Origin of the sequence: Kitasatospora sp. NPDC018058, assembly GCF_044327205.1 — a bacterium.
Taxonomy (GTDB): domain Bacteria; phylum Actinomycetota; class Actinomycetes; order Streptomycetales; family Streptomycetaceae; genus Kitasatospora.
The window spans coordinates 171,976-185,316 of the sequence record NZ_JBIRFA010000009.1 but is presented as its reverse complement, the minus strand read 5'-3'; the positions used below and the strand labels follow the sequence as shown (position 1 = coordinate 185,316).

At 71.0% G+C, this 13,341-nt stretch carries 13 protein-coding genes; all 13 read right to left on the bottom strand.

Annotated elements, in window-relative coordinates:
* Positions 1–91: 91 nt before the first annotated feature.
* The 13 genes from ACH4E7_RS15375 to ACH4E7_RS15315 all read right to left on the bottom strand — a co-directional run bounded on the left by ACH4E7_RS15375 (position 92) and on the right by ACH4E7_RS15315 (position 13,261).
* Positions 92–2,527 (bottom strand): RelA/SpoT family protein, encoded by a 2,436-nt coding sequence (locus ACH4E7_RS15375; protein WP_396249525.1) that lies wholly within the window; start codon positions 2,525–2,527, stop codon positions 92–94.
* 189 nt (positions 2,528–2,716) lie between these two features.
* Positions 2,717–3,268 carry an adenine phosphoribosyltransferase gene (locus ACH4E7_RS15370; RefSeq protein WP_396249524.1) on the bottom strand — a complete coding sequence of 184 codons (552 nt, stop codon included), beginning with the start codon at positions 3,266–3,268 and terminating at the stop codon, positions 2,717–2,719.
* A gap of 27 nt (positions 3,269–3,295) precedes the next feature.
* The gene (gene secF / locus ACH4E7_RS15365; protein WP_396249523.1) at positions 3,296–4,393 is read right to left on the bottom strand and encodes a protein translocase subunit SecF; all 1,098 of its coding nucleotides are present in this window, start codon (positions 4,391–4,393) and stop codon (positions 3,296–3,298) included.
* Between the two features lie 4 nt (positions 4,394–4,397).
* Positions 4,398–6,257, bottom strand: coding sequence for a protein translocase subunit SecD (gene secD, locus ACH4E7_RS15360; protein WP_396249522.1), 1,860 nt, complete (start codon positions 6,255–6,257; stop codon positions 4,398–4,400).
* Between the two features lie 147 nt (positions 6,258–6,404).
* Positions 6,405–6,806, bottom strand: coding sequence for a preprotein translocase subunit YajC (gene yajC, locus ACH4E7_RS15355; RefSeq protein ID WP_396249521.1), 402 nt, complete (start codon positions 6,804–6,806; stop codon positions 6,405–6,407).
* Between the two features lie 260 nt (positions 6,807–7,066).
* The gene (gene ruvB / locus ACH4E7_RS15350; RefSeq protein ID WP_396249520.1) at positions 7,067–8,152 is read right to left on the bottom strand and encodes a Holliday junction branch migration DNA helicase RuvB; all 1,086 of its coding nucleotides are present in this window, start codon (positions 8,150–8,152) and stop codon (positions 7,067–7,069) included.
* A gap of 54 nt (positions 8,153–8,206) precedes the next feature.
* Positions 8,207–8,818, bottom strand: coding sequence for a Holliday junction branch migration protein RuvA (ruvA, locus tag ACH4E7_RS15345; protein WP_396249519.1), 612 nt, complete (start codon positions 8,816–8,818; stop codon positions 8,207–8,209).
* Entirely contained in the window at positions 8,815–9,387 is a 573-nt protein-coding gene (gene ruvC, locus ACH4E7_RS15340; protein WP_396249623.1) for a crossover junction endodeoxyribonuclease RuvC, read from the bottom strand. Before ruvC ends, ruvA begins: the two co-directional genes overlap by 4 nt.
* Positions 9,388–9,707: 320 nt before the next feature.
* On the bottom strand, positions 9,708–10,466 hold the full coding sequence (locus ACH4E7_RS15335) for a YebC/PmpR family DNA-binding transcriptional regulator (RefSeq protein WP_396249518.1): 759 nt from the start codon (positions 10,464–10,466) through the stop codon (positions 9,708–9,710).
* Between the two features lie 79 nt (positions 10,467–10,545).
* A complete protein-coding gene (pdxT, locus tag ACH4E7_RS15330; protein WP_396249517.1) occupies positions 10,546–11,178 on the bottom strand; it encodes a pyridoxal 5'-phosphate synthase glutaminase subunit PdxT in 633 nt (210 codons plus the stop codon).
* 99 nt (positions 11,179–11,277) lie between these two features.
* Positions 11,278–12,189: a pyridoxal 5'-phosphate synthase lyase subunit PdxS gene (gene pdxS / locus ACH4E7_RS15325; RefSeq protein ID WP_396249516.1), complete on the bottom strand. Its 912-nt coding sequence runs from the start codon at positions 12,187–12,189 to the stop codon at positions 11,278–11,280.
* A 128-nt stretch (positions 12,190–12,317) separates the two neighbouring features.
* Complete coding sequence (locus ACH4E7_RS15320; protein WP_380612086.1) at positions 12,318–12,863, bottom strand: hypothetical protein; 546 nt, start codon at positions 12,861–12,863, stop codon at positions 12,318–12,320.
* Between the two features lie 29 nt (positions 12,864–12,892).
* A complete protein-coding gene (locus ACH4E7_RS15315) occupies positions 12,893–13,261 on the bottom strand; it encodes a 5-carboxymethyl-2-hydroxymuconate Delta-isomerase (RefSeq protein WP_396249515.1) in 369 nt (122 codons plus the stop codon).
* Positions 13,262–13,341 lie beyond the last annotated feature (80 nt).

Genomic DNA, 13,341 nt, shown 5'->3' with positions numbered 1-13,341 from the left:
GCTGAACCGCCTGCGGCCTGCTGAGGCCTGCTGAGGCTCGAAACGAGGAAGGCCCCCGGGGAGCACCCCGGGGGCCTTCCTCATGCCGCCGTCACTTGCGGGCGGAGGTGACGCGGTAGACGTCGTACACGCCCTCGACACCGCGCACCGCCTTGAGCACGTGGCCCAGGTGCTTGGGGTCGCCCATCTCGAAGGTGAAGCGGCTCATCGCCACCCGGTCCCGGGAGGTCTGGACCGCCGCCGACAGGATGTTGACGTGCTGGTCGGAGAGCACCCGGGTGACGTCCGAGAGCAGGCGGGAGCGGTCCAGCGCCTCGACCTGGATGGCCACCAGGAACACCGAGGACTGGGTGGCCGCCCACTCGACCTCGATGATCCGCTCGGGCTGCTGGCTCAGCGACTCGACGTTGACGCAGTCGGCGCGGTGCACCGAGACGCCGTTGCCGCGGGTGACGAAGCCGACGATCGGGTCGCCAGGCACCGGGGTGCAGCAGCGGGAGAGCTTGACCCAGACGTCCTCGACGCCCTTGACGATCACGCCCGGATCGCCCTTGGCCCGGCGGCGGACCGCCCGGCGGGTGTCGTGGGTCGGGGTCGCGGTCTCGGCGAGGTCCTCGGTCGCGCCCTCCTCGCCGCCGAGCGCCTGGACCAGCTTCTGGACGATGTTCTGCGCGGCGACGTGCCCCTCGCCGATGGCGGCGTAGAGCGAGGAGATGTCGGGGTAGCGCATCTCGTGGGCCAGGGTGACCAGCGAGTCCCCGGTCAGGATCCGCTGGATCGGCAGGCCCTGCTTGCGCATCGCCCGGACGATCGCCTCCTTGCCGTGCTCGATCGCCTCCTCCCGGCGCTCCTTGGAGAACCAGGCGCGGATCTTGTTGCGGGCGCGCGGCGACTTGACGAAGCCCAGCCAGTCCCGGGACGGGCCGGCGTTCTCCGCCTTGGAGGTGAACACCTCGACGGTGTCTCCGTTCTCCAGGGTCGACTCCAGCGGCACCAGCCGTCCGTTGACCCGGGCCCCTATGGTCCGGTAACCGACCTCGGTGTGCACCGCGAAGGCGAAGTCGACCGGGGTCGCCCCGGCCGGCAGGGCTATCACGTCACCCTTGGGGGTGAAGACGAAGACCTCGTTGCTGGCCAGGTCGAAGCGGAGCGACTCCAGGAACTCGCCCGGGTCGGCGGTCTCCTTCTGCCAGTCCAGCAGCTGCCGCAGCCAGGCCATCTCGTTGACGGCGCCGGCCTTGTCGTCCTTGCGGACCTGGGTCGGGGTGTCGGTGCGGACCTTGGACGCCCCGGCGACCGCGCGCTGCTTGTACTTCCAGTGCGCGGCGATGCCGTACTCGGCCCGCCGGTGCATGTCGAAGGTGCGGATCTGGAGTTCGACGGGCTTGCCGCCGGGACCGATCACCGTGGTGTGCAGCGACTGGTACATGTTGAACTTGGGCATCGCGATGTAGTCCTTGAACCGCCCCGGCACCGGGTTCCACCGCGCGTGGATGGTGCCCAGCGCCGCGTAGCAGTCGCGGACGGTGTCGACCAGGACCCGGATGCCCACCAGGTCGTAGATCTCGGCGAAGTCCCGGCCCCGGACGATCATCTTCTGGTAGACCGAGTAGTAGTGCTTCGGCCGGCCGGTGACGGAGGCGGTGATCCGGGCGCCGCGCAGGTCCGACTGGACCTGGTCGATGACGGTCGCCAAGTACTCGTCCCGCTTGGGGGCGCGCTCGGCGACCAGTCGGACGATCTCGTCGTACATCTTGGGGTAGAGGATCGCGAAGGCGAGATCCTCCAGCTCCCACTTGATGGTGTTCATGCCCAGCCGGTGCGCCAGCGGGGCGTAGATCTCCAGCGTCTCGCGGGCCTTCTTCTCCTGCTTCTCCCGCTTGAGGTAGCGCATGGTGCGCATGTTGTGCAGGCGGTCGGCCAGCTTGATCACCAGAACGCGCGGGTCCTTGGCCATCGCCACGACCATCTTGCGGACGGTCTCGGCCTGCGCGGCCTCGCCGAACTTCACCCGGTCGAGCTTGGTGACGCCGTCGACCAGCAGGGCCACCGAGTCACCGAAGTCCTTGCGCAGGGTCTCCAGGCCGTAGTCGGTGTCCTCGACGGTGTCGTGCAGCAGCCCGGCCATCAGGGTCGGGGCGTCCATGCCGAGTTCGGCGAGGATGGTCGCCACGGCCAGCGGGTGGGTGATGTACGGGTCGCCGCTCTTGCGCTTCTGCCCGCGGTGCCACTTCTCGGCGACGGCGTAGGCGCGCTCGATGTCGCGCAGCAGCGCCGGGTCGGCCTTGGGGTCGTTCGCCCGGATCGAGCGGAACAGCGGCTCCAGAACGGGGTTCAGCACGCTGGAGCGCTGGCCGCCGAGGCGGGCCAGCCGGGCGCGCATGCCGCCGCCGGTACCGGAGCCGCGGCCGAGCGGGGCGGGCGGGCGCGAGGAGGTCGGCGTCGGGCGTGCCGGGGTGGCCCCCGAGGGCGTGGGACGGTTTTCGGGGGTGGCCGCTGCGGCCGTGGGCACAACCTCGTCGGGCAAGGACACTCCTCGGGGCACCGGGGCCGACCCCTGCCGGGGCCCGTGCGGACCGGACGCAACCGGAAGGGGATGAATCTTCATGGTACCGAGCCGGGCGGCCCGGTGTTCATCCGGCCGGGCCCGTAAACGGAGGGACGGCGGTCGGATGTTCCGACCGCCGTCCCTCCGGCCCGTCTCCGGGCCCGTCCCTCAGACCGTGACCAGGGTCTCCAGCGGGGCACCGCCCAGGTGCCCGGCCAGCCGCTCGCGGCCGTCCAGGAAGCCCAGCTCCATCAGCACCACGACGCCCGCCAGCTCGGCGCCGGCCTCCTTCACCAGGTCCAACGAGGCGCCTATGGTGCCGCCGGTGGCCAGCACGTCGTCCACCACCAGCACCTTCTCACCGGGCTCGAAGGCGTCGCACTGCACCTCCAGCGTCGCCGAGCCGTACTCCAGCTCGTACGAGCGCCGGAACACCTCGCCGGGCAGCTTGCCCTGCTTGCGGATCGGCACGAAGCCGAGCCCGGCCGCGAAGGCCGCCGGGGCCGCCAGCACGAAGCCGCGCGCCTCCAGGCCCACCACCTTGGTCGCCCCGAGCTCCTTCGCCCGGTCGGCCAGCGCCCGGGTCAGGACGGCGAAGGCCTCGGCGTCGGCGAGCAGCGGCGCGATGTCCTTGAACAGCACACCCGGCTTCGGGTAGTCCGGGACGTCCCGGATCCGGCTGTTCAGCAGCTCGGCCAGTGTGGTGTCGGCGGTGGTCACGGTGGTGTCCTTAGGGTCGGGTCGGAATCAGCGCTTGGTGGACGGACGGTCCTTGGTCCGCGCGGCACCGGCCGCCCGACCGCGCTGACCGACCATACCCGCGGGCTGGTCCCCGTCCGCACCCTCGTCCGACGGCACCGCGTCCGAGCCCTCGACCTTGGCGGCCGCGGCCCGGTGCTGCAGGACCCGCTTGCGCAGGGCCTTCATCTCCGGCTGCTCCTCCTTGAGCTGCGCCAGCAGCGGGGTGGCGACGCAGATCGAGGAGTAGGCACCGGCCGCGAGGCCGATGAACAGCGCGAGCGAGATGTCGTTCAGAGTGCCGGCGCCCAGGAAGCCGCCGCCGATGAACAGCAGCGCGGCGACCGGAAGGAGCGCCACCACGGTGGTGTTGAGCGACCGCACCAGGGTCTGGTTGAGGCCGGCGTTGGCCGCCTCGCTGTAGGTGCGCTTGTTCTGCTTGGTGAGGTCCTTGGTGTTCTCCTTCACGGTGTCGAAGACGACGACCGTGTCGTAGAGCGAGTAGCCGAGGATGGTCAGGAACCCGATCACCGTACCGGGGGTGACCTCGAAGCCCACTAGGGCGTACACACCGATGGTGATCAGGAGGTCGTGGATCAGGGCGACCAGGGCGGCCACCGCCATCCGCCACTCGAAGGCGATCGCCAGGTAGACCGTCACCAGGACCATGAAGATGATCAGGCCGGTGAGCGCCTTGTCGGAGATCTGCTTGCCCCAGCTGGGGCCGATGACCTGGGCCTCGACGGTGTCCAGCGGCACGCCGATCTTGTCGGCGAGCTGCGAGCGGACCTCGTCGGAGCTCTTCGGCTCGTCCGTGCTGACCTGGATGCGGATCTTGTTGTTGTCGGTCGACTGCACCAGCGGGTGTGAGGAGACGACCTGGTTGGCCTTGTCCTGCGCCTGCGAGACGGTCAGGCCCGGCTTGGTCACGGTGTAGACCGAGCCGCCCTTGAACTCGATGCCCAGGTGCAGGCCCATGGCCAGGCCGATCGCCGCGACCAGCACGATCACACCGGAGATCGAGTACCAGAGCTTACGGCGCCCGACGAAGTCGAAGCTGACCTCGCCCTGGTAGAGCCGGTGGCCCAGATTGGAGAAGCGTGACACGGTGTCAGGCCTCCTTCACGGCGGCAGAGGAGGGGGTACGGCGACGGCTGCTGCGCAGCGGCGGGCGGGCGCCCAGCCGCTTCGGGTCCAGTCCGGACCACGGGTGACCGTTGGCGAAGAACTTGCGCCGGGCCAGCAGCGTGATCAGCGGCTTGGTGAAGAGGAAGATCACCACGACGTCGAGCGCGGTGGTCAGACCCAGGGTGAACGCGAAGCCCTGGACCTTGCCGACCGAGACCACGTAGAGCACGGCGGCACAGAGGAAGGACACGAAGTCCGAGACCAGGATGGTGCGCCGGGCGCGCGGCCAGGCCCGCTGGACCGCCGAACGCAGCGGGGCACCCTCGCGGACCTCGTCGCGGATGCGCTCGAAGTACACGATGAAGGAGTCGGCGGTGATACCGATGGCGACGATCGCACCGCAGACCGCCGGCAGGTTCAGCGCGAAGCCGATCCCGCCGCCGAGCAGGCTCATGATCGAGTAGGTCAGGATCGCCGAGACGATCAGACCGGCGATCGAGACCAGGCCGAGGCCGCGGTAGTAGATCAGCGAGTAGGCGACCACCAGCAGCATGCCGATCGCGCCGGCCACCAGGCCGGCCTTGAGCTGGTCGCTGCCCAGCGCCGGGGAGACGGTGGTGATGTCGCTCTTGGCGAACTCCAGCGGCAGGGCGCCGTAGCTCAGCACGTTGGACAGGTCCTGCGCCTCGGCCTGGGAGAACTGGCCGGTGATGACCGCGCTGCCGCCCGGGATCGGGCCGTTGACCTGCGGGTGCGAGACGACCTGGTTGTCCAGCACGATGGCGAACTGGTTGGCCGGCGGGGTCTGGGTGGCCAGCTGGCCGGTGACCTTGGCGAAGGCGTCGGTGCCGGCGCCGTTGAACTGCAGCTGGACCTGCCAGCCGCCACCGGTCTGGGTGTCGAGGGTGGGCTGGGCCTTGGAGACGTCCGCGCCCTTCACGGCCGCGGGGCCGAGGGCCAGCTTCTCGTAGTAGCCGTGCTCGGGCTTCTGGGAGCAGGCCACCATGGCCTTGTCCTCGGCACCGGTCTGGGCGGCGCGGACCTCGGGCTTGGAGCAGTCGAGCTTCGCGAAGGCGTCGGCCAGCTCCGGCGGCACGGTGCCCTGGGTCATCGCGGCGCTCAGGTCGGCGGCGCTCGGCGGGGTGGCCGGGGCGCTCGGGGCGCCACTGGCGGCCGGGGCCGCGGAACCGGTGGCGGCGGCGGACGGGGTGGTGCTCGCGCCGGTGGCGGCGGCCGACGGGCTGGCGGCCTCGGCGGCCAGGGCCTCACCGACGGCGCGGCCCTGCTTGGTGGCGCTCGCGGAGGCGGTCGGCGCGTGGCTGGCGGAGGAGCTCGCACCGGCCGATGCCGCGGCGGCGGCCGACGGGGTGGCGCTGCCCGAGGGGGCGGCGCTCGGGCTGCCGGTGGCGCCGGCGGACGGGGTGCCGGTGGGCGCGGGCGGGGTGACACCGCTGGGCGCCACGGCCAGGACCGGACGGAAGAACAGCTTCGCGGTGGTACCGACCTGGTCCGCCGCGTTCTGCCGGTCGCCGCCCTTGGGGATGTTCACGATGATCGTGTCCGAGCCCTGGGTCTGGACCTCCGCCTCGGAGACACCCATTCCGTTGACCCGGCGCTCGATGATCCCGACGGCGATGTCCATGTTGGACTTGTTGACCGCCTTGGGATCGGTCGACTTCGCGGTCAGCGTGATGCTGGTGCCACCGGCGAGGTCGATTCCGAGCCGGGGCTTGGTGTTGCCCGTCCCGAACATGAGGGCGACCAGTCCGACGGTGACGACCAGGATGAGGGCCAGCGCCCGCCCTGGGTAGCCGTCGCGCGGGCGCGACTTGGGTGTTGCCACCTTGCTCGTTTCTCCCTGTCCATGCCACCTCCCCGGCCGGACCCCCGTCCGGCTCGTGGCGGGACGGGGACATGGCGGTTCTGCGGCCCTGAGGTCCTGTGGGCTCGCGGCAGTGCGCCGCGCGACCGGGCGGATTGCCCGGCCGTACTACTTGCTCGCGGGAGCCCCGCCCTCGGCATCGCCCTTCTCGGCGCTGTCCTTGGTGAGCGTCAGCGGCTTGTCCTCGACCGGCGCGTCGTCCGCGTCCTCGGACTCGGGCAGCTCGTCCTCCGCGGGGCGGCCGTTGATGATCGCGTCGTACTCCTGGGGGTCCAGGACGGCCGCGATGGCGCTCTTGGTGAAGTGGGTGACCACGCCGGGAGCGATCTCCAGCTCGACGGTCTCGTCGTTGACCGCCTTCACCTGGGCGTACAGGCCGCCGATGGTGCGCACCCCCGCCCCGGGCTCCAGCGACGTCTGCATCTGCTGCATCTGCGACTGGCGCTTCTTCTGCGACCGGAACATGAGCACGATCGCGATGATCGGGAGGAGAAGGATGATGAGGTTCACTGCAGCCAGGGTCCTTTACGGGCCGCCGACCGGCGGCCTGTGTGGTATGGGTCGGCCCGTCAGGTGAGAGGGGCGGTCCGGCGGAGTCTAGGCGACCCCGAACTGATCGGACAACGCCAAGCATCGCATCCTGCCGCCGAAAGTGGCGACCCTCCGCCTGCACAGTTTCCCCGGACTTCTCACCTGGCATCTCCTCGCCGTGCGGCGCCCGGGCCGGGCGGGAACCGGCGGACACCTCTCACCCGTTCAGCCCAGGCCGGTCAACTTCCGTCCTCCCGGAACAGCTCCGGCTGGGCCGCCGCCGCGCTGCGGGTGGTCTGGACCGGCGGGGTCTGGACCGGTGGAGTCAGGCCGAGGTGCTGCCAGGCGGCGGCGGTGGCGATCCGGCCGCGCGGGGTGCGGGCGAGCAGGCCCTCGCGGACCAGGAAGGGCTCGGCCACCTCCTCGACCGTCTCGGACTCCTCCCCCACGGCGACCGCGAGTGTCGACAAACCGACCGGTCCACCACCGAACAGCCGCAGCAGCGCGTCCAGCACCGCGCGGTCCAGCCGGTCCAGACCGCGGGCGTCCACCTCGTACACGTCCAGCGCCTGGGCGGCGATATCGGCGGTGACCTGGCCGTCGTGCCGGACCTGGGCGTAGTCGCGGACCCGGCGCAGCAGCCGGTTGGCGATGCGCGGGGTGCCGCGCGAGCGCCCGGCGATCTCAGCCGCGCCGGCCGGGTCTATCTCGACGTCCAGCAGCGTGGCCGAGCGGCACACCACCCGCTGCAGCTCGTTCGGGGCGTAGAACTCCATGTGCCCGGTGAAACCGAAGCGGTCGCGCAGCGGTGGCGGCAACAGGCCGGCCCGGGTGGTGGCGCCGACCAGGGTGAAGGGCGGCAGCTCCAGCGGGATGGCGGTGGCACCCGGGCCCTTGCCGACGATCACGTCGACCCGGTAGTCCTCCATCGCCATGTAGAGCATCTCCTCGGCCGGCCGGGACATCCGGTGGATCTCGTCGAGGAAGAGCACCTCGCCCTCGGTGAGCGAGGAGAGGATCGCCGCGAGGTCCCCCGCGTGCTGGATGGCCGGGCCGGAGGTGATCCGGATCGGGGCGCCCAGCTCGGCGGCGATGATCATGGACAGCGTGGTCTTGCCGAGCCCGGGCGGCCCGCTCAGCAGCACGTGGTCGGGCGCGCTGCCGCGCTTGCGGGCCGCCTGGAGCACCAGGGACAGCTGCTCGCGCACCCGCTCCTGGCCGATGAACTCGTCCAGCAGCTTGGGGCGCAGCGCCGCCTCGACCGCTTGGTCCTCGCCGTCGGCGGCGGCCGTGACCAGCCGGTCCGCAGGTTCCGAGTCGTACATCCTCGCGGGCTCCAAAGTCTCCGGTGTCGACAAACGGACAGATCGTCAGGGGATTCAGCGGGCGCGGTTGAGGCCGCGCAGCGCCAGCCGGAGCAGGGCGCCGACGTCCGGCGTCTGCTGCGCCTCCGCCTCCGGGGTGACGGCGGCGACCGCCTCGTCCGCCTCGCGCGGGGCGTAGCCGAGGCCGGTCAGCGCGGAGTGCAGCTGCTCGCTCCACGGCGCCGGACCGCTGGCGATCGGCTTCTGCGCGGGCACCGCACCGTGCGGGGCGCCCAGCTTGTCCTTGTACTCCAGCAGCAGCTTGGCGGCCTTCGCCTTGCCGATGCCCGGAACGGCGACCAGCGCCTTCTCGTCCCCACCGGCGACCGCGGCGCGCAGCGCGTCGGGGCTGTGCACGCCGAGGATCGCCTGCGCCAGCTTGGGGCCGACGCCCGGCGCGGCCTGCAGGATCTCGAACACCGAGCGCTCGTCGTCGTCCGCGAAGCCGAACAGGGTCAGCGAGTCCTCCCGGACCACCAGCGAGGTGGCCAGCCGGGCCGGCTCGCCCAGTCGCAGACCGGCCAGGGTGTTCGGGGTGCACTGCACGGCCATGCCCACCCCGCCGACCTCGACCACCGCGACGCCGGAGGAGATGGCCGCCACGGGGCCTTGCACGAAGGCGATCACAGGATGCTGCCTTTCACGGAAGTGGAGCGGGCTTTCAGGGGCATGGAGCGGGAGGTGGAGCGGGCGGCCTGGACGGCGGCCTCCAGACGGTTGGTCGCCCCACCGCGCCAGATGTGGCAGATGGCCAGCGCCAGCGCGTCGGCGGCGTCCGCGGGCTTGGGCGGGGCGTCCAGCCGCAGCAGCCGCTGCACCATGGCCGTGACCTGCGCCTTGTCCGCCCGGCCGGAGCCGGTGACGGCGGCCTTGACCTCGCTGGGGGTGTGAAGGGTGACGGGGATGCCGCGCCGGGTGGCGCAGAGCATCGCGACCGCGCTGGCCTGGGCCGTCCCCATCACGGTCCGGACGTTGTGCTGGGCGAAGACCCGCTCGACCGCGACCAGGTCGGGCCGGTGTTCGTCCAGCCAGCCCTCGATCCCCTGCTCGACCAGCAGCAGCCGCTGCCCGATCTCGGCCTCGGCGGGGGTGCGCACCACGCCCACCCCGACCATCCGCAGTGGTCGGCCCGGCGCACCGTCGACCACGCCGACCCCGCACCTGGTCAGCCCCGGGTCCACACCCAGCACCCGCACGTCGCGCCCCGCCTCTCTGTGACTCGCCACTCGCCTCCGGGCGCTCTGACCCGATGCCGACGCTCTCCCCCAGCCTGGCGGCCGGGAGGTGCCCCCACCCCAGCCTGGCGGCCGGGAGGTGCCCCCACGCTCCGACGCTCCTCGGTCGCTTGCCGCTCGTGACTTTCGGCACCGGCGCGCCCTTCGGCTCGCAGCGAAGGGTCTGCGCGAAGGCTACCGTCCGGGTCCGACAACCCCGCCGACGACACCGGCCCGGCGGTCCTGGGACCACCGGGCCGGGCAGTGGGAACGATCACTCACCGACGATCACCGCGCAGTGATCACTCGGCGTCGAGCTGCACACCGACCTCGTCGGAGATGTCGAAGTTGGCGAAGACGTTCTGCACGTCGTCGCTGTCCTCCAGCGCGTCGATCAGCTTCAGGATCTTGCGGGCGCCGTCGACGTCCAGCTCGACCTGCATGCTCGGGAGGAAGTTGGCCTCGGCCGAGTCGTAGTCGACGCCGGCGTCGACCAGCGCGGTGCGCACGGCGACCATCTTGGAGGCCTCGGAGACGATCTCGAAGGAGTCGCCGAGGTCGTTGATCTCCTCCGGCTCCTGGTCGAGGACGACCTCGAACAGCTTGTCCTCGTCCACGCCGTCGGCCTTGGGGACGATCACGACGCCCTTGCGGGTGAACAGGTACGACACCGAGCCCGGGTCGGCCATCGAGCCGCCGTTGCGGGTCATCGCGACGCGCACGTCGGAGGCGGCGCGGTTGCGGTTGTCGGTGAGGCACTCGATCAGGACGGCGACACCGTTCGGGCCGTAGCCCTCGTACATGATGGTCTGGTAGTCGGCGCCGCCGGCCTCCAGGCCGCCACCGCGCTTGACGGCGCGGTTGATGTTGTCGATCGGGACCGAGCTCTTCTTCGCCTTCTGGATGGCGTCGTAGAGGGTCGGGTTACCCGCCGGGTCGGGACCGCCGGTGCGCGCCGCCACCTCGATGTTCTTGATCATCTTGGCGAAGAGCTTGCCGCGCTTGGCGTCGATCACGGCCTTCTTGTGCTTGGTGGTAGCCCACTTAGAGTGGCCGGACATCGCCAGCTCCTTTACGTCGCCAAATGGAAATGAAACAGATGAGATCTTACCGGTGTCGTCACCGGTGGAACGCACACGGCTACCGGTGCCCTACCGGCCGGGCGGCGAGGTGCTCCTCGACCATCTTCACGAAGTAGGCGTGCACCCGGTGGTCGCCGGTGAGCTCCGGGTGGAAGGAGGTGGCCAGCAGGTTGCCCTGGCGCACCGCCACGATCCGGGCCTCCGGACCGTCCGCGGCGGGCAGCTCGGCCAGCACCTCGACGCCCGCGCCGACCGCCTCGACCCAGGGGGCGCGGATGAAGACGCCCTGCACCGGCGCATCGTCCAGGCCCTTGAAGGCGATCCCGGACTCGAAGGACTCGTTCTGACGGCCGAAGGCGTTGCGGCGCACCGTCATGTCGATGCCGCCGACGGTCTCCTGGTCGTCCCGGCCGTCGAGGATCTTGTCGGCCAGCATGATCATGCCCGCGCAGGTGCCGTAGACCGGCATCCCGGCGGCGACCCGCTCGCGCACCGGGTTCATCACGTCGAACAGCAGCGCCAGCTTGGACATGGTGGTGGACTCCCCGCCGGGGATCACCAGCGCGTCGACCTCGGCCAGCTCCTCGGCACGGCGCACCGGACGGGCGAGCGCGTCGGCCTCGGCCAGCGCCACCAGGTGCTCGCGGACGTCGCCCTGCAGGGCGAGGACGCCGATGACTGGAGTGCTCACGGTCTTCAACCTCAATCGATCGTTACTACGGGAATGCGCGGCACGGCCCGCCGCGCGCCGCGGCGCTGCGGCGGGCCGGCCCGGAAGCGAGGAGAGCGATTACCAGCCGCGGTTGGCGTAGCGCTCGGTCTCCGGGAGGGTGTCGCAGTTGATGCCGACCATGGCCTCGCCCAGGTTGCGGGAGGCGTCCGCGATGATCTTCGGGTCGTCGAAGAAGGTGGTGGCCTTCACGATGGCGGCGGCGCGCTTGGCCGGGTCGCCCGACTTGAAGATGCCGGAGCCGACGAAGACGCCCTCGGCGCCCAGCTGACGCATCAGCGCGGCGTCGGCCGGGGTGGCCACGCCACCGGCGGAGAACAGCACGACCGGCAGCTTGCCGAGCTCGGCGACCTCCTTGACCAGCTCGTACGGGGCGCGCAGCTCCTTGGCGGCGGCGTACAGCTCGTTGTGGTCCAGAGCGCGCAGGTGGCCGATCTCGTTCTTGATCTGGCGCAGGTGGCGAACGGCCTCGACGACGTTGCCGGTGCCGGCCTCACCCTTCGAGCGGATCATGGCCGCGCCCTCGGCGATGCGGCGCAGGGCCTCGCCCAGGTTGGTGGCGCCACAGACAAAGGGGGTGGTGAAGGCCCACTTGTCGGAGTGGTTGACCTCGTCGGCCGGGGTCAGCACCTCGGACTCGTCGATGTAGTCGACGCCGAGCGACTGCAGGACCTGGGCCTCGACGAAGTGGCCGATGCGGGACTTGGCCATCACCGGGATGGAGACCGCGCCGATGATCTCCTCGATCATGTTCGGGTCGGACATGCGGGCCACACCGCCGTCCTTGCGGATGTCGGCCGGAACCCGCTCCAGGGCCATGACGGCCACCGCGCCGGCGTCCTCGGCGATCTTCGCCTGCTCGGCGTTGACCACGTCCATGATCACACCGCCCTTGAGCTGCTCGGCCATGCCGCGCTTGACCCGGGCGGTACCGATCTGCGGCTGGTCTGCGGTGGTGGGGGTGGTGGACACGTGAGACCTCACTCGAAGATTAACCAGTGCTATCGCCCTATGGTAGGCGGAACAGGTGACCCATCCATCTGCCACCAAGTCCAGCCTGGACGACGGGATGCGACAATCGGGCCGTATCCAGGAACAGCCTAAGCAGGCGCTCCCTCCGGGGTGAGGGCGGGCGGCGGAGCATCGTCCATCTCGAAGGCCAACGGGAACGGCGCCTTCCCCGCCAGCCGGAAGTAGCGCACCAACCGGTGCTCCCGCACCGCCCGCGCCGCCCGCACCGCGTCGTTGTGGAAACGGCGGGCCATCGGCACCCGGCGCACCGCGGCCGTCAGATCGCGAACGGCGTCCTCGCCACCCGGCTCGGCCATCAGCGCCGCCACCTGCTCCGGCTCCTCGAACACCGCGCGCAACGCCAGGCTCAGCTGGCTCTCCGCCACCTCACGCTGCTCGTCATCGGCCTGCCGGGCGGCGTGCGCCGCGTCCAGCAGCAGCAGCGAGGCCGCCGGGTCCAGCAGCGAGGACGTCGCCAGCTCCATCGCCACCGAGGCCCGACGGACCAACTGCGCGTCCAGCGCCGCCCGCGCGGCGTCGATCCGGGCGTGCAGCCGGTCCAAGCGGCCGGCCGTCCAACTCAGGTACATGCCGAAGAGCACCACGGCCACGCCGGCCCAGATCCAGGTAGTCACGGGCCGCTACGTTACCGGGTGTCACCGGCTCACCCCTGGGCGGTCGCGCTGCGGTAGCTCTCCCGGTCGATGTCCGCGATGTTCACGGCCGTGAACAGCCGCACACCGGGCCCCGGCTTCACGTGCTCGGCCAGCAGCGCCAGGACCCCTTCGCTCAGCGCCGCCTTCGCCTCCGGCGTGCGGCCGGGGAAGATCTGGAACTCGACGAAGACCTGCGCGTCGGCCGGAGTCCCGGTGGTCCCCACGACGAGCACCTCGCTCTGGCGGAACACCGTCTTGCACGACTCCGGCTTCGCGTCGATGGTCTCCTCCGCGAGCCGGTTGATCGCCAGGCCGAGCGGCACCCGGTCGAAGCTGCCGGCCAGGCTGGACGAGTAGTCGACGGAGATCTGCGGCATCCTTGCCCCCATGAATCGCGGTGGTGCGGTCGCCCGACCCTAACGCCACGAACATCCGGCCCGGCCGCGGGACCCGCCGC

Bases quoted from the DNA above. Each gene is read 5' to 3' on its own strand.
- ACH4E7_RS15335 (WP_396249518.1), bottom strand. From the start codon at position 10,466: ATGTCCGGCCACTCTAAGTGGGCTACCACCAAGCACAAGAAGGCCGTG.
- ruvB (WP_396249520.1), bottom strand. From the start codon at position 8,152: ATGTACGACTCGGAACCTGCGGACCGGCTGGTCACGGCCGCCGCCGAC.
- ACH4E7_RS15315 (WP_396249515.1), bottom strand. From the start codon at position 13,261: ATGCCGCAGATCTCCGTCGACTACTCGTCCAGCCTGGCCGGCAGCTTC.